Origin of the sequence: Streptomyces sp. NPDC090083 (genome assembly GCF_044747445.1) — a bacterium.
Classification (GTDB): Bacteria; Actinomycetota; Actinomycetes; order Streptomycetales; family Streptomycetaceae; genus Streptomyces.
In genome coordinates, this window is record NZ_JBIVED010000004.1 from 158,310 (window position 1) to 183,825 (window position 25,516).

Below are 25,516 nucleotides of genomic sequence, written 5' to 3' on the forward strand. Positions count from 1 at the left end.
GGAGGCCCCGTCAGGTCAGCGGCAGCAGTGTGCCCAGGTCGCCCTTGCCCTCGAACACCGTGTGCAGGGCGAGGAGTACGCCGGCCGAGCCGGTCGCGAGGTCGGCGGACAGCCGCAGCAGTCCGGCGCCGGGGACGTACATCCCCTCGCCCTTGCGCAGCGCGTGCCAGGAGAAGTTCCGTACCGCGGCGAGCAGTTGCTCCTCCTCGTCCGCCGGAGCGAGCAGGGCGAACGAGGCGACCAGGCCCGCCCGGCCGTGGAACAGGCCCGGTTCGCGCACGAACGGGGCGGCGCCGCACGGTGTGGCGGCGGAGACGAAGGCCGCGAGCGCGGGGTCGTCGGCGCGGGTGAGGTACTCGCGTGCCACGAGGGCGATTCCGGTGCTGCCTTGGTCCAGGTAGGGCAGATGCCGGTGGCCCTGCTTGGCCTGCACGGTCTCGTCGGCCATCGTGACGCACTGCCGGATGTCCCACTCCAGAGCGGCCCGTGCCGCGTCCAGACGGTGCTTCTCACCGGTCACGTGATGCAGGCGGAGCTGGAGGAGCGCCGGGCCGCCGAGGCCGTGCATGAGGCCCGCGTGGTCCGGCAGGCGGAGTCCGGGTGCCGAGCTGTCGCGCCGTAGCGTCTCCAGGCGGTCGGCGATGTGCGCGGCCTCGTCGAGCAGGGCCGTGTCCCCGGTGCGTACGGCGAAGTGGCAGAGCGTGAGGGCGATTCCGGCCAGGCCGCCGAAGAGCCCGGCCCGGTGCGGGTCGCCGGCCGCACGGGCCCGTTCGAGGATCTCCGCAGCCGCCTCGGGGCGGCCGAGTTCGTCGAGTACGACGGCCACGCCGTACAGGCCGTCGTACAGGCCGCCGGCCGCTTCGGGGCGGGTCCGCCGGGCCGCCGCGATCAGCCAGTCGACGTAGGTGTCGGGTACGGCGGTGCCTGCCCGGTGCAGGGCCAGGAGCACACCTGCGGCGCCGTGGGCGAGGGTGTGGCCGCCGGTGTGGAAGACCTCCCAGTCGGCGGGGAAGAGACGGTCCTCCCGGTCGGGGGTGGCACAGGCGTGGATGCCCTCGGCGAGCCGGTCGCGCAGCGCGGGCCACTCGGCGGGGGCGAAGACGTCGTCGGCGTGCGTGGCGGTCGTCGCGGGGGCGGCCGGCCGCGCCGGCGCCGTGTCGGGGCGGCGCGGGCCCTCGGTGGGTGAGAGGCCGAAGCGTTCCCTGGCGACCGCTTCGAGCAGGGGCGCCTTGTCCGGGGCGAAGTCCGCCATCTCCATCATGGGCAGCAGCGTGAACAGCCAGGTGGCCCAGAGGCCGTAGGCGTCCACGTCACGGGGTGCCGTGCCGGCCGGGGCCGCGAAGCCGCGGGCTCCGACGCGCATGCCGTCCGACGCGTCGAGGTCGGCGGCGTACTCGAAGTCCACGAGGGCCACGGAGTCGTCGCTCCGCACGATGATGTTCAGGGGGTGCACGTCGCGGAAGCGCAGCCCGCGTTCATGGACGGCGTCCAGCGCCCTGCCGAGGTTGTCGATGACGGTGCCGGCCCAGCGGGCGTAGGCGCGTGTCGCCTCCTCGCCGGTGTCGCGGCCGACGGCGGGATAGCGGTTGAGCACCGCGTCCAGCAGGGTCTGGCCCTCGATGTACTCCTCGGCGAGGAAGTGGTGTTCCCACGCGGTGTGCAGGCCGTACACCTCGGGGACGCAGTCCAGTCCGCGCAGGGCCGTCAGCGCGCGGTACTCGCGGTGCAGCCGCTCGACGCCGTCGGCGGCGGTGCCGTCGAGTCCGGCGAAGGGCCGGGCCTCGCGCAGCACCACCGTCTGCCCGCCGACCCGGTGGCGGGCGAGGTAGATGCCGCCGGCGTTGGTGAAGTGCAGTGCCTTGACGACCCGGTAGGGGAAGTCGCCGAAGCCGGCCGCGCGCAGGGCCGCGAGCGGCTCGTCCAGGAACGCGGGCGGGGTCACCCAGTCGGGCAGGGTGAAGACCGGCGAGCGTACGTCGGGCACAAGGGTGCCGGAGGGGTCGCGCAGTGCGGGGACCTGTCGCCCGTCCTCGTCGGCGCACCAGCGTTCCACGAACGCCCCGTAGCGGACGTGCACCGGGCCCCGGCCGATCCGCAGGTCGCTGAGGATGTGCGGGCCCGGCAACCCGTCGACGGCGGACCGGAGTTCGGCCAGGACCGCCGCCAACTCGGTCTCGTCGGCGGGGTACACGGTGACGAACTTGCCGCTGCTGCCCCGTGCCATGTTCTTGTCGGCCATCAGCAGCAGTGCCTCGCGGCTGCGCAGGAACTTGAAGGGGACGCGGCGGCGCAGCAGTACGGCGGCGGCCCGGTCCAGCGTCATGTCCGCCACGCGCGGGGTCGCCGACAGATGGATCTTCCAGCCCTGCTCGGGCAACCGGACGCCGTCCGGGGTCAGTACGCTCCACAGCCCCCGCGTGGCACGGCTCCAGCCCTCGGGCGCCTCGCCGCACGCGAGCGGGTAACGGGTGCCGTCATCCGGGAGCCGGGCGGGCGTCTCGAAGAAGTCGCGGTCGGCGGCGCAGTAGGTCAGGGACTGGCGTGCTTCGGCCATGGTGGGTTCTCCCGGCGGTCGTCGTCGAAGGGGGCGAGGTGAAGCGCTCCGAAGGGGGCACGGGGCACTGCTTGACCGGCCGGGCCGGTGCCGCGGCCGGCAGCCGGGGTGTCCCGGCCCTTCGGCGGAGCGTCTACTCGGCGCTCAGCGCCTCGGTCGGGGCGACGACCGGTACGGCGTCGGTCCGGCGGACCGACGGCGCGCAGGTCAGGACGAGCGCGCAGACCAGGAACACCGCTCCCAGCGCGGTGTAGGCCGTTCGCGCACCGTGGGCGGCCAGCAGGGCGCCTCCGGCGAGCGGGCCGAGCGGCTGGACGAGCGAGGAGATGAATCCGGCGGCGCTCTGTACCCGGCCGACCATGTGCTGCGGGGCCGACTCCAGCAGGGAGGTCAGGAAGCCGATGCCGGCGACGGCGGCCATCGCGACACAGGCGGCACACAACACGCCTACGTACAAAGGACTCTGATTGATAGTCAGCAACAAGGCGTCGATGCCGCACACCCAGCAGGTCAGGGCGATGAGGGTCGCGGAGCGCCATCGCGAGGGGACACGCGGGGCGAGCAAGGCGCCCAGGAGCGAGCCGACGGCGGTCAGGGAGACGACGGTGCCGCTGCCCAGGCCGGAGCTGCCGCTGTGCGAGGTGACCGCCAGCGCGACGAACATCATCGCGCCAAACGCGCCGTTCACGCCCAGGCCGAAGACCAGCAGCACCGTCCGCAGATAGGGCCGCCGCCACAGGAAGGAGACACCGGCCGCGAACTCCGTTCTGGAGAAGGCGGATCGGGCCGCGGGGTCGGGGGCCGACCGGGTGCGGACGAAGGCGAGGCAGGTGGTGGACAGCAGCAGGAAGACGGCCTCGCCGGCGAACGGAAGCGCGGGATGCACCGCGTACAGCGCACCGCCCGCCATCGGGCCGACCAGCCGCGCGGCGGCGGCTCTGGCCTGCATCCGGGAGGAGGCGGCGCCGAGGTGCTCACGGGAGACCACCGCGCGCAGCAGGCCCAACGCGGCGGGTCCGTAGAAGCTGTTGATGACCGCGCCGACCGCTGCGACCAGCAGGACGAGGACGAAGGGGGTGCGGCCGAGCAGGACGGCCAGCGCCAGGCTGCCGACCACGAGGGTGCTGCCGATGTCGCACAGGCGCATGAGCCGGCGCCGCTCGACCGTGTCGGCCAGCGCGCCCCCGGGCAGCATGGTGACGAGCAGGGCTCCGACCGAGACCGTGCCCACTGCCCCGGCCTGCACCGGGGAGCCGGTCTGACGCAGCACCAGCAGGGGCAGCGCGATCGCCGACATCTGCGAACCCAGACCGGCCAGCAGGCCGCTGATCCACAGGAACCGGAAGTCCCTGATTCCGCTGAGCTTGACCGTGCCGGCGCCGGTGGCGGCGCCGGGTTGCGAGCCGTGCATGAGGCCCCTCCAGGTTCTGGTCCACCGGGTGTGGGACGGGACGGACCGGGGTGGTCGCGCCGAGCGGATCGGCGCGACCACCCCGGAACCGGGCTTCGGTCGGCGGTGGTCGCCGAGGCCGGTCATGCCGACACGGGTGCGGGTGTCCGCGAGGGGGCCGGGCTTCGCGCCCCGGTCCCGGGGGCCGGTCGGCGCTGCCGGACCGGCCGGGGTGGTCGCGCCGGTCGTACCGGCGCCACCACCCCGGACCGCGTCCTCGGTCAGCGCTCTTCGACGACCGTGCTCGCCAGACTGACGCAGTTTCCCTCGGGCGCCGAGACGTCCTTGCCGAGCGTCTGGAGGTCCAGCACGCTCAGCACCTCGACCTCGACGGGCTCGATGTTCTTGATCATGGTGTTCTCCCGGAGGGTTCCGTGAAGGAGGTCGGTCAGCGCTCTTCGATGGAGCTGACCGTGCTGATGCAGGAGCTCTCGGACTTGTCCATGTCCTTGCCGAGCCCCTGCAGGCCCGGGACGCCGTGCGCCTCGACCTCGGCGGCCTCGGTCTCCGTGATCTCGGTCTCGTCGGTGGTGGGGTCGATGTTCTCAGCCATGGTGTTCTCCCAGGGAGTCCGGTGACGGGATGCGGGCGGAGGCTTCCGGCCCGACGTCACGAAAGCTAGGCGGGCGGGGTCCAGCACCGGCCGACGAGCGCCATGGGAGCGGTATGCGGCCAGGTCAACGGGGGTTTCCGAGCCGCGGGCCGGGCCCTTCGGCGGCGCGGAAGTGCGGCTGCCAGCGGATATACCGGTCCTGGTCCGTCAGTGTGCCGTTCCCCGCACGGGCCCGGACAGCATGCTCCTGGGCGACCGCACACGGGCGGTGCGCAGGGCGAGCGGGGGGGCTTCGTGGAACTGGCCGAGTTCATCGGGCTGCGGCCCGTCCCGTGTGCGGGCCTGCTGATCACGCTCACCCGGCGGTGTCCGCTGAGCTGCGCGCACTGCTCGACCTCGTCCACGTCGACGGGTGAGGAGCCCGGCGCGGCGCGACTGCTGGACTTCGTCGGGTCGTTCACCTCCGGCGACCGGCCCGACGTGATGCTGCTGACCGGCGGTGAACCCCTTCTGCGGCCGGCGCTGGTGAGTGAACTGGCGGTCCGGGCCGGGACGGCCGGCACCCGGAGCGTGCTGCTGAGCGGGATGTTCTTCGCGCGCCCCGACCGGATACCCGGGCCCGTGCTGCGGGCCATCGGCGCGGTCGACCACTTCTCGGCGAGTCTGGACGCCCACCACGAGCGGGAGGTGCCGCGCCGGAGCGTCTTCCGCGCGCTGCACCAGGTGCTGGACGCGGGCACGCCCGTCAGCTTCCATCTCACCGGCACCGGTCCGGTCGACCCGTATCTGGCGGACGTGACCGCGCACATCCGCAGGGAGTTCGCGGACCGGGTGCCCATGCTGGTCAACGAGGTGCGCGCGGTGGGACGCGCGGCCTCCTGGGCCACCGCGACCGCCCACCGTCCGGACCCGGGCCGGGTGTCACCGTGCGCGATGGCCGCATGGCCGGTGGTGGCCTTCGACGGCACGGTGCTGGCCTGCTGCAACCAGCGTGTGGTGGACCTCAGGCCCGTCCCGCCGCATCTGCGGCTGGGACACATCGCCGACGACGACTGGCCGACCGTGCGCCGCCGTTCGCTCTCCTCTCCGCTGCTGCGGATGGTGCGTGCCGTCGGCCCGGACCATCTGCGCGCCCGGTACGCCCCCGCGGCGGACGGCCCCGGCTACTGCGCCGGATGCCGGGAGCTGTCCGCGCACCCCGCCGTGACCGAGGGCGCGCTGCGGGACGCCGCGGGCCCGGCCGGTGAACTCCTGGACCGCGAGGCCGCACGCATGCAGGCCGACGCGGGGCCGGTGGCACTGCTGCGCCGCTACGGCTGCTCGCGCTACGCGGACCTGGTGGCGCTGCCCGCCCGGACGGGGAGCACGCGATGACCCCGGTCCGCGCGACGACTCCCTCCGCCGCCCTGGACATCAAACTCGCCCTCGCCGCACCGGCGTTGGGTGCCGCCTTCGCCGCGCTCTGGCGTCCCGGGGCGGCCTTCCCGCGCAGCCGTTACCTCGCGTACCTGCACGAGATGCACGCGCTGATACGGGCCTCGGTGCCGTTGATGGAACGGGCGGCGCTCCGGTGCGCGCGGACGGCATCCGGCGATCCCGTGGCGGGACCGCTCGGGTCGTATCTGGAGCGGCACATCGAGGAGGAGCGCGGCCATGACGCGTGGCTGCTCGAAGACCTCGCCGCGGCCGGCGGCGACCCGGAACGGGCGGCCGGCCGGCTGCCCTCGCCCGTCGTCGCGGAGCTGGCGGGCGCGCAGTACTACTGGATCGAGCACCATCACCCCGTCGCGCTGCTCGGCTACATCCGGGTGCTGGAGGGCAACGCCCCCACGCCCTGGCTGGCGGACCGGCTCGCCGCGCGCACGGGCCTGCCGGCCGCCGCGTTCCGTACCGTCCGCGCCCACGCGGAGCTGGACGGCGGGCATCTGGCCGACCTGGACGCCCTCCTCGACTCGCTGCCCCTGACCTCCGCGCACCGGACCGCGCTGGCGGTCAGCGCCCTTCGTACGGCGGACGGGATCACCCGTCTGTTCTCGTATCTCGCCACCGCCCCAGGAGGCTCCCTGTGACCGACGACCACGCACTCGACCGGCTGCGCGCGGCGGGATTCACCGTCGACTCGCTCACCCCGGAGCAGTTGGAGGTGCTCGGCGCGCTGTCGCCGCACGAGCTGGACGTGCTGGAGGACATCAAGGGACGGCTGGACGAGGCGGAGCCCGAGGTGCGGGCGCACAGCGAGTTCGCGGGCGGGGCCCTGTTCTGAGAACAGGGCCCGCGGAGGGAGCTGGACCATGAACTGTTCACCCTGCGGCCGTGCTCTGCCGTCCGGGGCGCGCTTCTGCCCCTCGTGCGGGGCGCCGTGCGCGGACGGACCGGCCGCCGAGGCGACCGAGTCCCGCAAGGTCGTCACCGTGCTCTTCTGCGATCTGGTGGGCTCCACCGCGCTGTCGGGCGGTCTCGACCCGGAGACGCTGCGCTCGGTGACCCTGCGCTACTTCGACCTGATGAGACGTCAGATCGAGTTCCACGGCGGGACGGTGGAGAAGTTCATCGGGGACGCGGTGATGGCGGTGTTCGGCGTTCCCGTCGTGCACGAGGACGACGCCCGGCGCGCGCTCGCCGCCGCGCTGGGCATGCTGGCCGCGCTCGACGGCCTCAACACCGAACTCGACAGCGCCCTCGGGGTACGTCTGGAGGTGCGGATCGGCGTCAACACCGGTCAGGTGGTGTCGGGTTCGGACTCCTCGGCGCGCCAGGCGCTGGTCTCGGGCGAGACCGTCAACGTGGCGGCCCGGCTGGAGCAGAACGCGGGACCGGGCCGGATCCTCATCGGCCCCGACACCCTGCGGTCGGCCGGCGCCGCGGTGCGCGCGGAACCCGTCGGGCCGCTCTCCCTCAAGGGCAAGGCCGAACCCGTCGCCGCCTACCGGCTGTTGGGGCTCGGCGAGGACGACCCGGAGCTGATGCGCCGCTTCGACGTGCGCTTCGTCGGCCGGGATCCCGAACTGGCCGCGCTGGACGCCTCGTTGGCGGCGGTCAGGGACGGCCGGGGCGCCCGCCGCGTCCTGGTGCACGGCGAGGCCGGCCTCGGCAAGACCCGCCTGCTGCGCGAGTGGCTGCACTCCCGCGCACCGCTCAGCGGCACCGGCCGCTGCCGCCCCTACGGCGACCGGGGCAGCCTGGGCCCGCTGGCCGATGCGGTGACATCGGTCCTGGCGACCGCGCCCGCGCCGCAGGGCGTCACCGAGGCCCTGGCGGTGCTCTCCGCCGGTCTGCTCCTCGACGGGACACCGAACCCGACCGTGGCGGAGACCTGTGCGGCCCTGGTCGGCGTCCTGGGCGCGCTGTCCGCACGCGGCCCGGTGGTGCTGGCGATCGACGACTGCCACTGGGCCGGCCCGCTGCTGCTGGACGTGGTGGACCGGCTCGTGCGCGAACTGGACCGGGACGCGGTCCTGGTGGTCCTGCTGGCCCGGCCCGAACTCCTGGACGCCAGGGGCGACCTGGCCGCGTCTTCGGTGCTGGCGCTGGCGGGTCTGTCGTACGACGAGTCCGCGCTGCTGGCCGCGGGACTGACCGAGGTGACCGCCCACCGGGACGCGGCACCGAGGCGGCTGCTGGAGCGGGCCGGCGGCAATCCGCTGCACCTCGAACAGCTGCTGGCTGCCGCGCCGGACACCGGCTCCGAGGACGAACTCCCGCCGACCGTTCAGGCGTTGCTCGGTGCCCGGATCGACGCGCTGGAGCCGCGTGAGCGCGGGGTGCTGGACCAGGCGTCGGTGATCGGCCGGGAGTTCACCGCGGACGAGCTGACCGGGCCCCGCGGTACCGGTGCGGAGGTCCGGTCGGCGCTGCTGCGGCTGAGCGGGCGGCGGCTGGTGGAGCCGGGGCCGCGGGCCTCGTTCCGGTTCAGCAGCGGGCTGGTGCAGGAGGTGACGTACGCCTCCATGTCCAAGCGTGCCCGCGCCGAGGGGCACGAGAGGGCCGCCGTACTGCCGTCGGTGCGGTCCGCCGGGCCGGCGGCCGTCGGCGGTCATCTGGAGCGGGCCTACGGCTACCGGGGGGAGCTGGGCGGGCTCGATGCCGGTGCGGAGTCGCTGCGCGCGGGGGCCGCCGAGGCCCTCGGGCGGGCCGGGGCGCTGGCACTGGCCCGGTCCGACCTGCCCTGGGCCGACGACCTGCTGACCCGGTCGGCGGCCCTGCACCGGCCGGGGGAACCCGGCGGTGCTGCGGCGGTCCGCCGGCTCGGTGAGGTGCGGGCCGCTCTCGGCCGGACCGCGGAGGGCCATGCGCTGCTCAAGGACGTACTGGCCTCCCCCGCCGACCCGTTGGAGGCCGCGCACGCCCGGCTCGCGCTGGCCTCCGTGGCCCCGGAGGAGGAGGCTCCCGCCGAGGCCGCGGCGGCCGTGCTGACCGTGTTCGAGCGGGCCGGGGACGAGTTGGGCCAGGCCCGCGCGTGCCTGCGGCTCGCCCAGCGCCACCAGTCCCAGGGCCGGCACGGAGCCGCCGACGCATGGCTCACCAGGGGGCTGGCGCACGCAGTCCGCGCCGACGGCGAGCCGGAGCGGGCCGCCGCCCTGGGCGCGACCGGCATCTCGCTGTGGCGCGGCCCGGTGCCCGTGCCGGCGGCCTCGGCGCGCTGCCGCACTCTCCTCGACGAGCACGGCGGCGGACGGCGGGCCGTGCGGATCACCCTCAACTGCCCGCTGGCCGTACTGTCCGCGCTCCAGGAACGGTGGACCGACGCCCGCGCGTGCCTGGCCGAGGCGGCACGGCCGGCCGCCGAACTGGGCTACGCCGAGACACGGGTCGTCCTCCCGCTGTTCGGCGCGACCGTGGAGCTGCTCGCGGGGCAACTGGCGCGGGCCCGCGCCCTGTTGGACACGGCGGCCGACGCGGCGGCGGAGCTCGGCGTCACGGCGCTGCGCGACAGCGTGGCACTGGAGTCGGCCCGGCTGCACCTGGAGTGCGGGGAGGTGGCCGAGGCGGCCGGCGTGCTCGCCCGGATGGAGGGCGAGGACGCGTGTCCGCACGCCGAGGCGGTCGAGCTCAACGGCCTGCTCGGCCGGGTCGCGGCTGCCGAGGGACGGCACGAGGAGTCCCTGCGGCTGACCGCCCGCGCGGTCAGCGCCGCCGCACAGACCGACTCGCCCGTCGTACGCGGCGGCGCCCTGCTCGACCGGGCGCACGCACTCGCCCTGCTCGGCCACACCGAGCGGGCCGGACGGGCAGCGGCGCGGGCCCGGGCGGTCTTCGCCGCCAAGGGTCATCTGCCCGGCGTGCGATGGGCCGAGGAACTCCTACCCGAGAACGGAAACGAGCGACGATGACGACAGCGCCGCCCCAGGGCCTGACCTGGGGCCTCCTGGGCAGACGCCCCGACGACATCCCGGTCGCGGCCGGCGAGACCCCGGCGCCTGCCGCCCTGGCGGGGGCCACCGGTCACGGCGTACGGGTGTGCGTGGTGGACTCCGGCATCGAGGGCGGCCATCCCCGGATCGGGCCGGTGGACGGTTCGTGGGTGGTCGTCAAGGACGCGGACGGGCTCAGGGTCGAACGGACCGGGCCCGACGACCCGTGCGGCCACGGCACGGCGTGCGCGAGCATCGTGCGCAAGGTCGCGCCGGACTGTGAACTGCACAGTGTGCGGGTGCTGGGCGAGCGGTTCTCCGGCACCGGGGACATCCTCCTCGAAGGGCTGCGCTGGGCCGTGCGCCAGGGCTTCGACCTGATCAACATGAGCCTGTCGACGACCAGGACGCGCTTCGCCGAGGATCTGCACGCGCTGACCGACGAGGCCTACTTCAACGGGTCGGTCATCGTCGCCGCCGCGCACAACTCCCCGGTGGAGAGCTTCCCTTGGCGGTTCGCCTCGGTCATCTCGGTGGGCAGCCACGGCGAGGACGACAGCGGACTGCATCTGTACAACCCGCGCCCACCGGTGGAGTTCTTCGCGCCCGGCCAGAACGTCGAGGTCGGCTGGCTCGGCGGCAGCACCATCCGCACCACCGGCAACAGCTTCGCCACCCCGTACATCACCGGCCTGTGCGCCCGGCTCCTGTCGGCGAGCCCCCGGATGACGCCCTTCCAGCTCAAGAGCGCGCTCTACGCCTCCGCCGCCAACGTCCGTGACCGGCCCACGCCCGCCGCCGAGGGCGAACTGCCCTGACCCACAGGCCACTTGCCGCACTGCTCCCTCGTACCTCTTGTCCGTCCTCTAGCGAAGGTGTCGCCGTGTCCCTCGACCTGCAACCCGCCGCCGCGTCCCGTGACCCGCTGGCGTCCGAACTGCTCCAGTCCGTCGTCGACGTCGCCCGGGCGATCTTCGGTGCCCAGGCCAGCTCGGTCTTCCTGTTGGAGGAGGAGGCCGGGGAACTGGTCTTCCAGGCCGTGTCCGGCCGGGGCCAGGACTTCCTGATCGGCCGCCGCTTCCCGGCCGGCCGGGGCATCGCCGGGTGGGTGGCGGTCTCCGGGGAGCCGATGGTGGTCGACGATCTCACCGCCAACTCCTCCTTCGACCGCGGCCTGGCGGAGTCCACCGCGTATGTGCCCAACGCGCTCATGGCGGCCCCGCTGATCCACGACGGCCGGGTCGTGGGCGTACTGGAGGTGCTCGACCCCGCCGAGCAGGCCCGCTCCAGCCTGCCCGAACTCGATCTGCTGTCCCTGTTCGCCCGGCAGGCTGCCACCGCCCTGCGGTTCGTCGTACGGCAGCAACTCGCCACGGAGGAGGACGACTTGGGACTGCCGTCGCGTCGTCGCGCGGAGGCGACACGGCTGCTGGGCGAGTTGGGGAGCCTGCTCGGCTAGGGCCGGTCCGGCGGGGTTCCGGTGCGCCCTTACGCAACGAGGTTCGGTACGGGCTTGCGTAGTTTTGCGGACGCCGTGGGTCACGTTCCGCAGCAGGATCGGTTCTGGCCGGAGGGAGACCGGGTTCACCCGACGGTCCGGTGCCCGGCAGCCAGAACCGAGGAGGCCCATGAGCGAGCAGAGCGCGCACCAGGCACACGCGGCGGCCCACCGGACCCGCTCGGGGCCGCTGGTGGGCCGGGAGGACGAGATGGCCGTCCTGCGGTCCGCCGTCACGGCCTGCGCGGACGGGCGCTCCACCGTCGTGGAGATCACCGGCGATCCAGGACTCGGCAAGACCAGACTGCTGTCCGAACTGGGCGATCTGGCGGCGGCGGAGGGGCTGACGGTCCTGTCGGGCCGCGCTTCGGAGTTCGAACAGCAGCGCTCCTTCGGGGTGTTCGCCGGGCCCGTCCGGAGCTGCTTCGGCCTCCTCACGGACTCCCGGCACGGTCCGCTCGACGAGGAGACGGCCGCGCTGCTGGAACTGGTGCAGCCGCGCGGCTCCGGACCCGGACGCCACGGGTTCGCCCAGGTGGACCGCTCCCGGCTGCACCACGCGCTGGGCCGCCTGCTGGCCGCGGTCGGCCAGGACCGTGGCATCCTCCTCTGCCTCGACGATCTGCACTGGGCCGACGAGGGCTCCCTGGAACTGCTCCACTACCTCCTCCGGCAGCCACCCGGCACCCCGCTGCTCCTCGCCTGCGGGCTCAGACCCCGGCAGGCGGCGGCCCGACTGCGGGCGTCCTTCCGGTACGCCGTCGCGGACTACCGCGTCGAGCGGCTGCCACTGTCGGTCCTTGACCGGCAGGCGTGCCGCAGTCTGCTCGGCGCCACCCATCCGCCGGCCCGCCGCGACCGGCTCTGCACGGTGAGCGGCGGCAACCCGCTCTATCTCGAAGTGCTCACCGAACTCACCCTGGACGGCGACGGCGCGGCCGGGAGCCAGACCGATCTGCCGGACACCTTACGGGCGGCGCTGGCCCGCGAGATCGCGTCGCTGACCGGTGACGAACTCTCCGCGCTGCGTGCCGCGGCCGTCCTGGGCGACCCGTTCGACCCGATGCTGCTGGGCCAGGTCGCGGGACTCGGCCACGGGCCCGCGCTGGAGGCCCTCGACGTCCTCGCGGGGATGGACCTGGTCCGCTCCTGCGGACCGGGCGGCCCGCCCCACGAAACACGCCAACTACTCCAGTTCAGGCACCCGTTGCTCCGGGAGATCGTGTCCCGTGAGACCCCGCCGGGCTGGTTCCTCGGCGCCAACGCGCGGGCCGACGAGGCGCTGCACGGGAGCGGGGCGAGCGCGGTGGAACGCGCGCCCTTTGTCGCCCGCTCGGCGCAGGCGGGCGACCTCGACGCCGTGCGCGTCCTCGTCGAGGCCGCCGCCCTCACCACCCGCTCCGCGCCCGCCACCGCCGCCGCCTGGCTGCGTGCGGCACTGCGGCTCTCCCCCCAGGACCCCTCGGGCGAAGCGGCCCGGCAGCGGCGGGAGATGCTGCTCGGCCTGGCTCGCACCTGCGGCACGACCGGCGACCTCGCCTCCTGCCGGGACGCCCTGTCCCAGGCCCTGGACCTCGTCCCGGCGGACCGGCTCGACCAGCGCATCCCCGTCGTGGCGCTGCGGTCGGTGATCGAGCGGATCCTCGGCAGCCCGAAGGCCGCCAAGCGGGCGCTCGACGACGAGCTGGCCCGCTGGCCGAAGACCGAGGCCGAGGTCAATCCGCTGCGCCTCCAGCTCGCCACCGTGGGCATGGCGCAGGGGAACTTCGAGGAGGCGGCCGGGCATCTCGACACCGTCCTCGCCCTCACTCCCCCGCCGGTCGACAGCGGGATCCTCACCTCGGTCGCGGCCTGCCGCGCCCTGGGCGCCGCCTACAGCGGACGGACGGGGCCGATGGCGGCCTATGCGTCCGAGGCGGCCTCGGCGATCGACGTCATGGGGGACGAGGAACTGGCCGCCTTCCTCGACGAGGTGGGCCAGCTGGGCTGGGCCGAGGCCCTCGGCGAGCGGCACGCGGACGCGGTCCGGCACATGACTCGCGCCGTCCGCGTGGCCCGGCGCACCGGGCAGAGCTACATGATGCCGTACCTGCTGCTCGGCCGGTCCTACGCCCAGCAGGGCACCGGCGACCTCGCGGGCTCGATCGCCTCGGCGGCGGACGCCGAGGAGACGGCCCATCTGATCGACCGGCCGGACCTGATCGGCTACGCCCTGACCCTGCGCGCCGCGGCCTCCGCGCTGCGCGACGGTCCCGCGGCGGCGGCCGACGCGGCCGAACGCGCCCTGCGTGCCGCCGAGCACCACGGCCGGCTGTGGGAACTGTCGGCGGCCGTGCTGGCCTCGGTCCGGCTCGACCAGGGGCGGCCCGGCGACTGTGTCGAACTGATCCGGACCATCACGGGTATCGACCGCTCCGAGACCACCCACACCCTGCGGGCCATGTGGTTCTGCACGGCGGCGCAGGCCGAGATGGCGCGCGGCGACACCGGGGCGGCGACGCTCCGGGCGCGGCAGGCAGCCGAGGCGGCGGCGGCCGTCTCCCTTCCGGGGCAGTCCGGTTACGCGGCCCTGGCCATGGCCTGCGTGCACGGCGACGACGCGGACGCGGCGGCCGAACTCTGCGCCGAGGCAGCCGAGTTGTTCGGCACCGGTGGTCTGGTTCTCGCCGAGGGCCGGGCACGGCTCCTGCACGCCCGGGCGCTGGTAGCCGCCGGGCGGCTGGAGGAGGCCGGGGCGGCGGTCGGCCGGGCCAAACAGATCGCCGACGTGCACGGCGCGGGTCGGCTGAGCGCGCTCGCCGTCAACACCCAGCGTCAGATCGGCGCCCGCCGCTCGCGCCCTGCGGGCCACTCCGCGGCTCACGGCGTGCTGTCCGAACAGGAGCTCCGTATCTCGCAGTTGGTGTCCCGGGGACTGTCCAACCGTGACATCGCCTCGACGCTCTTCCTGTCGGCGAAGACCGTCGAGGCACATCTGACCCGTATCTTCCGCAAGCTGGACGTGAGTTCGCGGTCGGCGCTGATCAGCGCTCTCGCGGAGCGGCCCGCCGATCGGCGGATGGCCGGGTGAAGTCGGCCCGCCCTCATGCCGTTTCCATACCGGCGGCCAACCGATGGCAGGCAGGCGCCACCTAGCGTCGACAGGGCAAGGATCCACCCATCGATCGGCACAAGGGAGATCGCCATGACGCAGAGCACCGAGCCGCTGCAGCAGCCCTTCGAGGAGTCACCGGAGGTCGAGGCGCACTCGATCCTGGACCTCCAGGGCCTCGGCAAGTCCCAGGACCAGTCCGGCTTCTGGACCTGCCTGAGCAACATCAGTTCCGCGAACGAGGAGTGACCCCCGGGCGCCGTGCGCCCGGTCCGGCCGACAGCAGGTTGACACTCCCAGTGGAGGCATCATCGTGGCGGACGCCCGCGAGGCACTGCTCTACGGCGTCGCCGACCCCCTCCACTACGAGACGCCGAGCCGCCTGGACGACGACGCCTCGCGGTACCCGCAGGCCGACAGGGCGGCTCCGCCGGGATGGCGGCGCTCCGAGTCCGGCCTGTGGGTCAACCTGACGCCGCAGGGCGCGCCACCGGTCGGGCAGGGCTGGGAGATCCATGTGTCGGCGACGCCGCGTACGGCGCCGACGGCGCTGGATCGCACGGCCGCGCTCTGCCTGGCCGGTGGTGTGCCGTTCGCGTTCCTGCGCAGCGAAAGGGCATTGACCACCATGTCGGGGCGCGACGCGCCCCGCGTCGACGCCGGACGGTTCATCACCGTCCGCCCGCGCGACGATCTGCACCTTGCGGAGATCCTCGGCGCACTGCTCGACGCCCTGGACGGGCTCCCGGGTCCGTACCTCCTCGGCGACCTGCGGATCGGCCGGGGCCCGCTCCATGTCCGCTACGGCTCGTTCGGCGGGCGGCACTGTCCGGGCGAGGACGGCAGACCGGTCCCGGCCCTGGTCGACCCGTCCGGCGCTCGTGTGCCCGAAGTCCGCAGCCCTGCCTTCCAGATGCCGGAGTGGGTGACGCCGCCGCCGGTCCTGGAGCCGCATCTGGCCGCCCGGCGGGCCGCACGCGACGACTCCTTCCCGTACGTGGTCCGCGGGGCCCTGCACTTCTCCACCGCGGGAGGGGTCTATCTCGCCGAGGAGCGGGACACCGGCCGTCAGGTGGTGCTGCGGGAGGCGCGCCCGTTCAGCGCCCTGGACGACGACGGCAGTGACGCGGTGGAACGGCTGCACCGCGAGTACCGCGTCCTGGCGGAACTCCAGGGACTGGACTGCGTTCCCCGCCTGCACGGGCTGCGCACCGCGTGGGAGCACCACTTCCTCGTCGAGGAGTACGTGGCGGGGCCGACTCTCCTGGAGGCGGTGATCGGCCGGTATCCGCTCCCGGGCCGGGACACGTCCGAGGCCGCCTTCCGCGCGTACGCGCGGTGGGTGTCGAAGGTGATCGGCGCTCTGTCCTCGGCCCTGGACGCCCTGCACGGACGGGGGGTCTGCCTCCGGGACGTACAGCCCCGCAACATCGTCGTACGCCCGGACGACTCCGTGGTCCTGGTCGGCTTCGAGTACGCCACCGGTCTCGACGAGCGGAACCTGCCTCGGGTCGGCGCCGCCGGTTTCGCCGCTCCGGCCGGGGCGACGGGCGCCGAGGCAGATCGGTACGGCCTGTGGGCGACCTGGCTGTTCACGCTGATGGCGATGCCGGAACTGATCGATCTCGATCCCGGGAAGGCCGCTCAGCTGGAGGTGGTCGCACGCGCCCGCTTCGGGCTGTCGCCCACCGACGGCCCCCGTCGGCCGGAGATCGGCCGGAGGAACGCGCCGCGCGCCACCCCTCCCCCGGCCCCCGAGGCCGAGGATCTCTTCGGCCGCGAGCCGTTCGACTGGCCCGCCGTACGTGACGCGCTGGTCGCCGGAATCCTCGCGGACGCGACCCCGGAGCGGGCCGACCGGCTGTTCCCGGCCCACTGGTCCGTCTTCGACAGCGGCGGCCACACCCTCGCCCACGGCGCGGCCGGAGTCCTGCTCGCGCTGCACCGCGTGGGCACCGCCGTCCCCGCGTCGTACACCGACTGGCTCGTACGCGCGGCGCGTCTCGCCGGTCCCGGGGCGGGGCACGGTCTGTACGACGGACCGTACGGCGCCGCCGCGACCTTGGCCGAACTCGGCCGCGCGGATGCGGCGTCGGAGATCCTTGCCGCCGCCCGGACGGCCGGCCTCCCGGCGCGGTGCGGGGTGTACGGCGGACAGGCCGGGGTCGGTCTCGCGCTCTGCCATTTCGCCGAACTCACCGGTGACAGGTCGCTGTTGGACGACGCTGACCGGATCGCGCGACGGCTCGACACGCTGGGGCGGGACGGAGCGGCGGACGGTGTCCTCCTCCCCGTCACGGGCGGAGTGCTGGACGGTTTCAGCGGCTCCGCCCTCCTCCAGCTGCGGCTGCACTCCGTCACCGGGGACCGGCGGTATCTGACCGCGGCCCGGGCCGCCCTCGCCCTCGACCTGAGGCACTGTGTCACGATGCCGGACGGGACGGTCCAGGCCCGATACGGCCACCGTCACCTGGCCTATCTGGAGGCGGGCAGCGGCGGAATGGCCCTGGTCGCGCGGGAGTACCTGGCCCGCGCCGACGATCCCGACCTGGCCGCTTTCACGGCGACCGTCCGCCCGGTCTGCGCCTCCGACTTCGTCCGCGAACCGGGGCTGTTCCGGGGACGGGCCGGCCATATCGCGGTGCTGAGCCTGCTCGAACCACCGGACCGGGACGCCCAGCCCGGGCCGGAGGCCCTCGGCTCGATCCGCAGACTCTCCTGGCACGCAATCCACACGGACGGCAGTCTCCGTTTCCCCGGCAGGGGTCTGCGCCGCCTCTCTACTGACCTCGCCACCGGCTCGGCCGGCGTCCTGCTCGCCCTCCACACCGCGTTCGAGGGCCGGGGGCGACTCGGCTCGCTGCTCGCGTTCACCGCCTAGCGGCACCAACTCTTAATCGGAGAGGGGGCGTTGGGCTCCGGGCGCGGGCGACCCGTGCTTCAGCACGGCGCGGGTGAGACTGGCGCGGTTGGGCACGTCGAGTTTGCGGTAGATCCGGCCCAAGTGGCTCTCGACGGTCCGGACGCTCAGGAAGAGCGCTTCGGCGATCTCGGCGCTGGTGATCCCCGTACTGGCGAGGTCGGCGATCTCCCGTTCACGGGCGGTGAGGACGGACAGGGTCGCGGGCGCGTCGCCGGGAGCGGCGAGCCGCGCCCGCTGAAGAGCCACCTCCTGCGCCATTCGGCTCGAACCGCACTGCCGGGCCAGGTCGGCGGCACTCTCCAGCCATCCGTCCACGCCTTCGGTCCGCCCCGCGTCCAGACAGAGCGAGGCGGCCTGGAACAGGGTGCGGCCGGCCTCGATGCGCTCGCCGCCGGTGGAGAAGTCGGCGAACGCCTCCCGTGCGCTGCGCACCGCCCGCTCGATGTCGCCGGCCGCCGCGTGGGCGCGCATCCGGGCGCGCAGGGCGAAGCCCAACCGCCCGCTGGAGGGCAGCTGTTCGACACAGCTCTCGGCGAGCCGGGCCCAGTGCTCGACCGAGGCCCGGTCGCCCGTGGTGAGCGCCGCCTGGGCCAGGGTGTCGCAGCAGCGGGGCTTGCGCCAGATCGTGAGCTTCGGGAGTTCGAGGCCGCCCGTGGCGTCCAGCAGGAGCCGAGTGGCGCGCGCCGCCTCACCGTTGAGCAGGACGAACTCGGCGTGATAGCAGCGCACCGTGAGCGCCCAGGCGTACGGTGATCCGCCGGCGATCGCGACGGCCCGCTCGGCTGAGGCGGCGGCCTCGTCCAGGTCGCCGGGGCGGCCGAGCCAGTACAGGATCTCCGCGCGGAGCATCCCGATGACCCCCTGGGTGGCCGGCCCACCGTGGCTCTCCATGTGCCGGGCGGTCTCGTCGAGGGTGCTCAGCGCACCGGTGAGGTGCCCCGACCGTAACCGCGCGTTGGCCAGTGACGTCAGGACGTCCCGCTGCATGTACGTCTGTCCTGTGCGCCGGGACAGATCCGCACCGCGCGCGAGATGGCGCTCGGCGTCGGCGAAGCGGCCCAGAATCCCTTCGGTCATGCCCAGTTGGTGGACCGCCTCCAGGTTCGTCAGCAAGGTGGCGTCGGAGGCCGCGTCGACGAGATCGGCCGCTCTCGCCGCCGTGGTCAGCGCGGTGGCCTGGTCCGCGGAGTACAACCGCGCGAGCGCCGCCTGCGCCAGCGCCTTCGCCTCCCCTATGGCGTCGCCGTGCCTGTGCGCGATCACGGCGGCCGTCTCGGCATGCTGCCGTGAGGTGTCGTAGTCCTGCATGTCGTAGGCGTGGTCGGCGAGTTCGGTGTGCAGGGCGGCGGCGGTCGCGGTGTCGCTCAGGGTGGCGAGTGCGGAGCGGGCTATCGCGCCGGCCTCCGTGACCCGGCCCAGCCGCCGTTCGATGCGGCTCGCGTCGGCGAGCGTGCCGGGGTCCGGGACCGAACGGCCGGGTATAGCCGACCGCAGGGCGTCCAGCAGCGCGCGGCTCTCCGTCGCCTCGCCGCTGAGCAACTGCGTTCGCGCCAGCAGGACTTGGGCCTGGTACCGGAGCGGGTCGCCGTCCTGGAGCAGCGACAGCGCGGCCCGCAGATGGTCGGCCGCGAGCGCCGGGTCGGTGTACAGCGCCTCGCGTGCGGCGGCGATCAGCGTCGTGGCGTGCTCGGGCCGGCCCGGATCGGCGGCCCGCGCCGCGTGGTGGGCACGCCGTACGATCGGGGCGGCCCGCTTGGTCAGCGCGGTCTCGATGGTCAGGTGCAGGGCGGTCCGGCGGCTCGGTTCGAGACGCCGGTAGACGATCTCCGCCACCGCCCGGTGGCGCAGGGCCAGTTGGGCCGCGGAGCCGGCCGGCCGGACCAGGTCGAGCCGGGTGAGCGTGTCCAGCGCCCGCATCGCACGGACCGCATCGAGGTCCGCCACCTCCGCCAGCAGTTCCGGGTGGAACGGCTCCCCGAGCACGGCCGCCGCCTGGACGACGGCCAGCGCGGTGGGGTCGAGACCGGCCAGCTCACCGAGGATCGCCGTCTCGGCGTCCGTCCCCACCGCGTCACCACTCTCGGTTCCACGGCCCTTCCCGTACGCGGCGAGCACTTTGAGGTACTGCGGGTTGCCCAGGGCCTCTCGCTGGATCTCCTCGGCGTTCGGCCGGTCCCCCAGTAACTCCCGCGCCTGCTCCGGGGAGAGGGGACCGACGTGCCAGACCTCCAGCAGGTCGGCCGCTGCCGCGCGCGCGAGCACCGCCGCCAGCGCGGGCGACAACTGCCGCTGCCGGTAGGCCAGGAGACACAGCACGGGACCTGCGGCGGCGTCGATCAGCCGCTCGACGTCCGGGATCCGGCCGCCGTCGAGATGGTGCAGATCGTCGACCGCGACGACCAGGGGCGGACTCTGCGCGCTGTGCGCCCGCACATCCTGCTGTTCCCGTACGTCGGCCGACGGCGGCATGCCCGGCCCTCGCGCGTCGAGCACGCGGAACCCGCCCGCGCGGGCCCGCGAGACGGCGGCCCCCAACAGGACACTCTTCCCGATGCCGGGCTCGCCGACGAGTGCGATCGCCCGCCCGACCCCCGACGTCAGCTGGTCCAACGCCCCTGCCAGAGCGGTGACTTCGGCCTCGCGTCCCACGATCCGCCGAACCCCGGCGACTCCCTTGCCCGGCAGAACCGTCATCCGCCCCCCGGCCCCAGGCCCCCGCCATGACTGACACGCGCTTCCTGAGGACTCTACGTGACCAATACCCATCAAATCGATGAGGCCGATCCCGTCCCGCCCCGATGACGAACCCGCACAAATGAACCGACCACACAGCCGAGTTGCCCCGGTTCACACCGGAATCACGCGCGCCGGCGACCGCTCCGGAACCGCTCCCCACCGGCAGCTCATTAGCAAGTTTTTAGCTTCTCCCCGGCCGGACTCGAACAACTCGCCCGCAGGCGCCCCGAGTTGAGGCAATCAGGCGCCCTGTCTCAAGCCTCCCGGCGCTCGGGCGCGGTGGGCTCGCGCGTACCGCCGTCGCCATGTTCGGGAGAGCAGCGATCGTAGAACCGTCGGCCGTGCGCCCCCGTCCCCTCCTCACGCCCGGCTCCGTCCTCCCGGAGGACGCCGCGAGGACGCCGTGAGCACGCCGTGACGCATCGCGGGTCGCGGTGCCGTGTCAGGGGAAGGTGGTCCAGCGTGGGGCGGTCTCGGCCCAGGCCGTGTCCCACCGGGCGAGGTTGTGCCGCTCCAGCCGGCGGTCGGCCAGGCCATAGACGGCGGCGCCGATCAGCGGGACGGTCAGGGCGGCGACGAGCGCCCAGCCCATGGAGTGGTTGCGGATCTGCTCCGGGGTGAGGGGCGGGCCGGTGACCTTTCCCTCGGCGGTCACCCAGACCTGGACGGTGCTCCCGGCCGGAAGAGCGGGACGGACGTTCGCCTGTGCGGTGCGGGACCGGCCATGGTCGTCGGTGAAGCGGACGGTGACCGAATAGCGGGCCTTCTTCGCCTCGTCCGAGCCGGGTTCGGGGTGGCGCGGGGCGTCCCGGACGAGTACGGCGGGGAGGGGGTACCGGGTCGCGATCTGGTGGCGGGCCGACTTCTCGTAGTGGCGGTACGCGGTGTCACCGGCCAGGAACATCGCGGCGGGGATGCCGGCCAGGACGATCAGGAACAGGCCGGCCGCGATCCATGCTTGCACGAGGTCGGTGCGGCGGCGCAGGGGGTTGCGCCGCCATCGCCACAGCAGGACACGGGGAAGTTCTTCGTGGGGCGGTTCCGCCGGGAGTACCGCGCGGGCCACGGTGCTTCTCCTTCCATACGAGCCGTACGAGTCAGACGAGCCGCACGAGCCAGGCGCATTCCGTACGGCCCGGACGACGGTGCTTGCATCGCTCGGCGCTCGGCATTCGGCGCTCGGCGTTCGGCGTGGACGGCGGGACCGGGCCGCCCGGGCACACCTGATCCGCGCGATCCGCCCCCGGTGGACGGCGGCGCCCCGTCAGACAGACCGCGGCAGCACGCGCGTGACGTCGCTGACGCCGGTGGTGGACGGGTGAGTGTGGGCGGCCTGGAGGAGCTTCGCGGCGCCTCGGACCGCCGCGGTCTGCGGGGCGGGCACCGGCTGGACGGGGGTGTCCAGTCTGCGGGCGAGCCGGTACGTGATCTCGGGGCGCAGGGCTCCCCCGCCGACCAGCAGCGCGCCCCGCCGCAGCGCGTCGAGCGCCTGTGAGCCGGGGTCCTCCTCCAGCATCGTGGTCACCATCGCGACGACCGCGTCGGCGATCCGCGTGGGCGGGGTGAGGCGGTCCAGGTCGCTGGTGCCCAGCGCGGTGTGGCGGGCGTCGACGACCGCTCCGTCGGCCAGGAGCGCGACCTCGGTGAGATGGGCACCGAGGTCCACGACGAGCAGGGGGCGGGTCAGGTCGGCGTCCACGGCGACGGCCACGGCGCGCGCGGTGGATACGGTCAGTACCGTGCGCGGGCGCAGGATCTCGACCGCGGCGCGGGCCTCGGTCCGGTAGGCGACCGCGCCCAGTACGGGCGTGGTCAGGATGACCACCGGGCGGCCGAAGCGGGGCAGGCGGTGGCCGAGCATCCGGTTGAGCATGCGTGCCGTGCCGGGGGTGTCGACGATGCAGCCGCGCTGGATGGGGCAGACGGAGCCGACGCCCGGGAAGGTCACCGTGGGCATGTCGATGATGGTCCGCCGTCCGGACAGCCAGACGCGGGTACGGGCGCTGCCCAGGTCGAGGGCGATGCCGCAGCAGTGCCGGCACCAGGGCCACGGACGGTGCCGGGCGGACGTGGGGCGGGGGCCCGACGGAGTGGTCATCGTCCGGCCTCCAGGGCTTGTTGGCAGTGGGCGCAGTGGCGGGCCTGCGGCACGATCATGAGCCGCGCGAGGGCGACGGGTCCGCGGCAGAGCCGGCAGGTTCCGTAGGTGTCCTGGTCCATCCGCGCCAGGGCGGCCTCGACTTCGGCGAGGACCATCCGGGCGGTGGCGGTGAGCGTGACACGGACCTCGGTCTGGGACGCGGACCGGCGCTCGGGGGACGCGGCGGCCCGGGTCGTGGCGGATGCCGAGAGCTGCTCCAACTGCTCCTGGCGGAACAGGCGTTGCTCGTGCAGGTTCTCGCGCAGTGCGGCCAGGTCCTCGGCGGAGAGGTTCCTGTCGTGGTCGTCAGTGGTCTGCTGGTTCACCATTTCACCCCCAGGGCAGGGCGGGAGACGTGCGGCGGAGGGGCGGTCGTCAGCCGGCGTGCCGCTGGCAGGGAACGCAGTGGCTCGTGTACGGCAGGATCTCCAGGCGCTCGACGGGGATCGCCCGGGAGCAGCCTCGGCAGCTGCCGTAGGTTCCGTCCTGGACGCGCGCGAACGCGGCCTCGATCTCGGCGAGGACCCGCCGGATGGTGTCCTTCTGCGCGGACATCAGCTGTTCTCCCGCGTCGGGCCCCGCCTCGTCGACGGCCTGCAACTGTGTGAGCCTGGAGGCGCGTTCGTGTTCCAGGCGCCGGCGAGCCTCATGGGCGGTCAGCCGCTCGGGGCGGGTCTCGGTCCGGGGTGTGTCGAGCGACATGGCGGGGCCTTCTTCCGACGGGGCGCGGCGCGCCGCTGGACGGTGGGGTCGAGGGCCGGAAGGCACCGTGTGTGCTCCGGTGCCTCCAGCGTGGTCGGTGGCAGGCGGGAAACCCATCGGGCGCGATGACCATCTACGGGCCGGCCCAGGGCCCATCACGGCATGGGCAGGCCAGGGTCGCCAAATGGGTACTGGACCCCATCGACGTGGCGTACGGCAGCGGGCAGATTGGGAAGCGGGCCGGTCAGGGCCCTTGGAGGCGCGTCCGGCTCGGGGTGCGCGGTGACCGACACTGGAGACAACGCCGTGTCAACGAGAGAGGCGTCATCCCGGTGTCCCTGTTCTGGCGGATCTTCGCCCTCAACGCGGTAGTGCTCGGCAGCGCCACCGCGCTGCTGCTGTGGGCTCCGGTGACGGTGTCCGTGCCGGTGGTCCTGACCGAGGCGGTGATCCTCGTGATCGGCCTGGTCGTCATGCTGGTCGCGAACGCGGCGATGCTGCGGATCGGTCTGGCTCCGCTCGACCGGCTCACCCGGCTGATGACCACGGTGGATCTGCTGCGCCCGGGACAGCGGCTGCCGGCCCAGGGGCACGGCGCGACGGCCGAGCTGATCCGTGGTTTCAACGCGATGCTCGAACGGCTGGAGCGCGAACGGGCCACCAGCAACGCCCGTGTCCTGACCGCGCAGGAGGCCGAGCGCCGTCGTATCGCCCAGGAGCTGCACGACGAGGTCGGTCAGACGATGACCGCGGTCCTGCTGTCCCTGGAGCGGGTGGCGGCCGAGGCCGAGGAGCCCCTCCAAGGCGAACTGCGGCACGTGCAGGAGATCACCCGGGGCGGCCTGGACGAGGTGCGCCGGCTGGCCCGCCGGCTGCGGCCGGGGGTGCTGGAGGACCTCGGCCTGGTCAGTGCGCTGACCTCGCTGACCACGGAGTTCTCCACCCACGCGGGACTGCGCGTCGTCCGCGGTTTCTGTTCCGGTCTCCCCGCGCTGGATCAGCAGACGGAACTCGTCCTGTACCGCGTCGCCCAGGAGGCCCTGACGAACGCGGCCCGCCACGCCGAGGCCGACCAGGTCGAGGTGAGCCTCCGGCACACCGACGGGACGGTGGTGCTCACCGTCGTCGACGACGGCCGCGGCACCGGCGTGGCCCGCGAAGGCGCGGGCATCCGCGGCATGCGGGAGCGGGCCCTGCTGATCGGGGCCACGCTGGACGTCTCCTCCCAGCCCCGGACCGGTACGCGGGTCCGGCTGACCGTGCCCGTACCCAGGAAGCAGCCATGACCACGCCCCACACCCCCGTGATCCGCGTTCTCCTCGCCGACGACCACGCGCTGGTACGTCGTGGAGTGCGCCTCATCCTCGACCGGGAACCGGACCTTGAGGTGGTCGCCGAGGCCGGCGACGGCGCGGAGGCCATCGAGCTGGCCCGCAGCCACGAGGTGGACCTCGCGGTACTGGACATCGCGATGCCGCGGATGACGGGTCTGCAGGCCGCCCGCGAACTCGTCGCCCTGAAGCCCGGGGTGCGGGTGCTGATGCTGACGATGCACGACAACGAGCAGTACTTCTTCCAGGCGTTGAAGGCGGGGGCCAGCGGATATGTGCTGAAGTCCGTGGCCGACCGCGACCTGGTGGCCGCCTGCCGGGCCGCCATGCGTGACGAGCCCTTCCTGTATCCGGGCGCGGTCACCGCCCTGATCCGCCACTATCTCGACCGGGTCCGCCACGGCGAGGAAGTGCCCGACCAGCTGCTGACCGCGCGCGAGGAGGAGGTCCTCAAGCTGGTGGCCGAGGGCCACTCGTCCAAGGAGATCGCGGAGATGCTCTTCATCAGCATCAAGACCGTCCACCGGCACCGGGCCAACCTGCTGTCCAAGCTCGGGCTGCGTGACCGGCTGGAGCTCACCCGGTACGCCATCCGTGTCGGCCTCATCGAGGCCTGACCTCCTGACCGCCTCAAGGCACTGGCCGCCCACTCCCCGGCCGGTGCCTTGAGGCCTCCGAGCTCTCCCGGCCGACCGCCACCGACATGCGAAAGGGACGGGGCATGGCACGCTGCACGCCCACCGCGCCGTGCTCCGGGGGCCCGTTCCGGGCGGTGGTGCGGGTCGTCCTGCTCGCCGTCCTCACCGCTCTGCTCGCCGCTCCGTTCCCTCATCCCCTCGACGGCACGATGCGTGCCGCCGTCGCGTCCGTGTCGGCCGACAGCCGCCCGCACACGGACGACGCGGACTCCGCCGTGTCCACCACCGCGGCCAGAAGTCGGGGCGAGTCGACCGGTGAGCGTCCTTCACCGCCGCTTCCCGTTCCCGTGGCGTCGCACGTCACGGCCGCGCACCTGCTCCCGTCCTCGCGGACCGGGCCGACCGTGCCGCACCCGGCACCCTCCGACGGGCCGACGAACCGGCACAGGACCCGCGCGCCTCCTCGTTCTCCGGCACCCGAACTTCTCCCCTACTTCCCGAACTTCCCCTGACCGCGGTCGCAGTGCCGGCCGCGGCATGTCCGCCGGA

At 73.8% G+C, this 25,516-nt stretch carries 21 protein-coding genes; 12 read left to right on the forward strand and 9 right to left on the reverse strand.

Annotation, left to right across the window (positions count from 1 at the left end; all coding sequences use genetic code 11):
- Positions 1–10: 10 nt before the first annotated feature.
- From lanKC (ACIPTO_RS16100) to ACIPTO_RS16115, 4 genes are all read right to left on the reverse strand, one after another.
- The gene (gene lanKC / locus ACIPTO_RS16100) at positions 11–2,554 is read right to left on the reverse strand and encodes a class III lanthionine synthetase LanKC (RefSeq protein WP_401192305.1); all 2,544 of its coding nucleotides are present in this window, start codon (positions 2,552–2,554) and stop codon (positions 11–13) included.
- A gap of 133 nt (positions 2,555–2,687) precedes the next feature.
- Positions 2,688–3,965, reverse strand: coding sequence for an MFS transporter (locus tag ACIPTO_RS16105; protein WP_401192307.1), 1,278 nt, complete (start codon positions 3,963–3,965; stop codon positions 2,688–2,690).
- A 260-nt stretch (positions 3,966–4,225) separates the two neighbouring features.
- Positions 4,226–4,357: a hypothetical protein gene (locus tag ACIPTO_RS16110; RefSeq protein WP_366326926.1), complete on the reverse strand. Its 132-nt coding sequence runs from the start codon at positions 4,355–4,357 to the stop codon at positions 4,226–4,228.
- 35 nt (positions 4,358–4,392) lie between these two features.
- A complete protein-coding gene (locus ACIPTO_RS16115) occupies positions 4,393–4,557 on the reverse strand; it encodes a hypothetical protein (RefSeq protein WP_366326924.1) in 165 nt (54 codons plus the stop codon).
- 294 nt (positions 4,558–4,851) lie between these two features.
- Between ACIPTO_RS16115 and ACIPTO_RS16120 the strand changes: the two genes are divergently transcribed.
- The 9 genes from ACIPTO_RS16120 (at position 4,852) to lanKC (ACIPTO_RS16160) (ending at position 17,378) form a co-directional block, all read left to right on the forward strand.
- On the forward strand, positions 4,852–5,931 hold the full coding sequence (locus ACIPTO_RS16120) for a radical SAM protein (RefSeq protein WP_401192310.1): 1,080 nt from the start codon (positions 4,852–4,854) through the stop codon (positions 5,929–5,931).
- The gene (locus ACIPTO_RS16125; protein WP_401192313.1) at positions 5,928–6,626 is read left to right on the forward strand and encodes an iron-containing redox enzyme family protein; all 699 of its coding nucleotides are present in this window, start codon (positions 5,928–5,930) and stop codon (positions 6,624–6,626) included. The genes ACIPTO_RS16120 and ACIPTO_RS16125 overlap by 4 nt, the downstream gene beginning before the upstream one ends.
- Positions 6,623–6,820 carry an aroma-sacti cluster domain-containing protein gene (locus ACIPTO_RS16130; RefSeq protein WP_366326918.1) on the forward strand — a complete coding sequence of 66 codons (198 nt, stop codon included), beginning with the start codon at positions 6,623–6,625 and terminating at the stop codon, positions 6,818–6,820. The genes ACIPTO_RS16125 and ACIPTO_RS16130 overlap by 4 nt, the downstream gene beginning before the upstream one ends.
- Before the next feature lie 28 nt (positions 6,821–6,848).
- Positions 6,849–9,887: an adenylate/guanylate cyclase domain-containing protein gene (locus tag ACIPTO_RS16135; protein WP_401192316.1), complete on the forward strand. Its 3,039-nt coding sequence runs from the start codon at positions 6,849–6,851 to the stop codon at positions 9,885–9,887.
- Complete coding sequence (locus ACIPTO_RS16140) at positions 9,884–10,726, forward strand: S8 family peptidase (protein ID WP_401192319.1); 843 nt, start codon at positions 9,884–9,886, stop codon at positions 10,724–10,726. Before ACIPTO_RS16135 ends, ACIPTO_RS16140 begins: the two co-directional genes overlap by 4 nt.
- 65 nt (positions 10,727–10,791) lie before the next feature.
- Positions 10,792–11,367: a GAF domain-containing protein gene (locus ACIPTO_RS16145; protein WP_366326912.1), complete on the forward strand. Its 576-nt coding sequence runs from the start codon at positions 10,792–10,794 to the stop codon at positions 11,365–11,367.
- Positions 11,368–11,536: 169 nt separating this feature from the next.
- Positions 11,537–14,476: an ATP-binding protein gene (locus ACIPTO_RS16150; RefSeq protein ID WP_401192322.1), complete on the forward strand. Its 2,940-nt coding sequence runs from the start codon at positions 11,537–11,539 to the stop codon at positions 14,474–14,476.
- 114 nt (positions 14,477–14,590) lie between these two features.
- A complete protein-coding gene (locus ACIPTO_RS16155) occupies positions 14,591–14,746 on the forward strand; it encodes a hypothetical protein (protein WP_366326908.1) in 156 nt (51 codons plus the stop codon).
- A gap of 64 nt (positions 14,747–14,810) precedes the next feature.
- Positions 14,811–17,378, forward strand: coding sequence for a class III lanthionine synthetase LanKC (gene lanKC / locus ACIPTO_RS16160; RefSeq protein ID WP_401192325.1), 2,568 nt, complete (start codon positions 14,811–14,813; stop codon positions 17,376–17,378).
- A gap of 12 nt (positions 17,379–17,390) precedes the next feature.
- Here lanKC (ACIPTO_RS16160) and ACIPTO_RS16165 read toward each other — a convergent pair whose 3' ends face one another.
- From ACIPTO_RS16165 to ACIPTO_RS16185, 5 genes are all read right to left on the reverse strand, one after another.
- Positions 17,391–20,114, reverse strand: coding sequence for a LuxR C-terminal-related transcriptional regulator (locus tag ACIPTO_RS16165; protein ID WP_401192327.1), 2,724 nt, complete (start codon positions 20,112–20,114; stop codon positions 17,391–17,393).
- A 484-nt stretch (positions 20,115–20,598) separates the two neighbouring features.
- Positions 20,599–21,222 (reverse strand): hypothetical protein, encoded by a 624-nt coding sequence (locus ACIPTO_RS16170; protein WP_401192330.1) that lies wholly within the window; start codon positions 21,220–21,222, stop codon positions 20,599–20,601.
- Positions 21,223–21,420: 198 nt separating this feature from the next.
- Positions 21,421–22,254, reverse strand: coding sequence for a rod shape-determining protein (locus ACIPTO_RS16175; protein WP_401192333.1), 834 nt, complete (start codon positions 22,252–22,254; stop codon positions 21,421–21,423).
- Entirely contained in the window at positions 22,251–22,625 is a 375-nt protein-coding gene (locus ACIPTO_RS16180; protein WP_401192335.1) for a TraR/DksA family transcriptional regulator, read from the reverse strand. The genes ACIPTO_RS16175 and ACIPTO_RS16180 overlap by 4 nt, the downstream gene beginning before the upstream one ends.
- Positions 22,626–22,671: 46 nt before the next feature.
- Positions 22,672–22,998: a TraR/DksA C4-type zinc finger protein gene (locus tag ACIPTO_RS16185; protein ID WP_401192337.1), complete on the reverse strand. Its 327-nt coding sequence runs from the start codon at positions 22,996–22,998 to the stop codon at positions 22,672–22,674.
- 332 nt (positions 22,999–23,330) lie between these two features.
- On the opposite strand from ACIPTO_RS16185, the gene ACIPTO_RS16190 reads away from it, so the two are divergent.
- From ACIPTO_RS16190 to ACIPTO_RS16200, 3 genes are all read left to right on the forward strand, one after another.
- Positions 23,331–24,284, forward strand: coding sequence for a HAMP domain-containing sensor histidine kinase (locus ACIPTO_RS16190; protein WP_401192340.1), 954 nt, complete (start codon positions 23,331–23,333; stop codon positions 24,282–24,284).
- On the forward strand, positions 24,281–24,946 hold the full coding sequence (locus ACIPTO_RS16195; RefSeq protein ID WP_401192342.1) for a response regulator: 666 nt from the start codon (positions 24,281–24,283) through the stop codon (positions 24,944–24,946). The genes ACIPTO_RS16190 and ACIPTO_RS16195 overlap by 4 nt, the downstream gene beginning before the upstream one ends.
- A 104-nt stretch (positions 24,947–25,050) precedes the next feature.
- The gene (locus ACIPTO_RS16200) at positions 25,051–25,479 is read left to right on the forward strand and encodes a hypothetical protein (protein WP_401192345.1); all 429 of its coding nucleotides are present in this window, start codon (positions 25,051–25,053) and stop codon (positions 25,477–25,479) included.
- Positions 25,480–25,516: the final 37 nt, after the last annotated feature.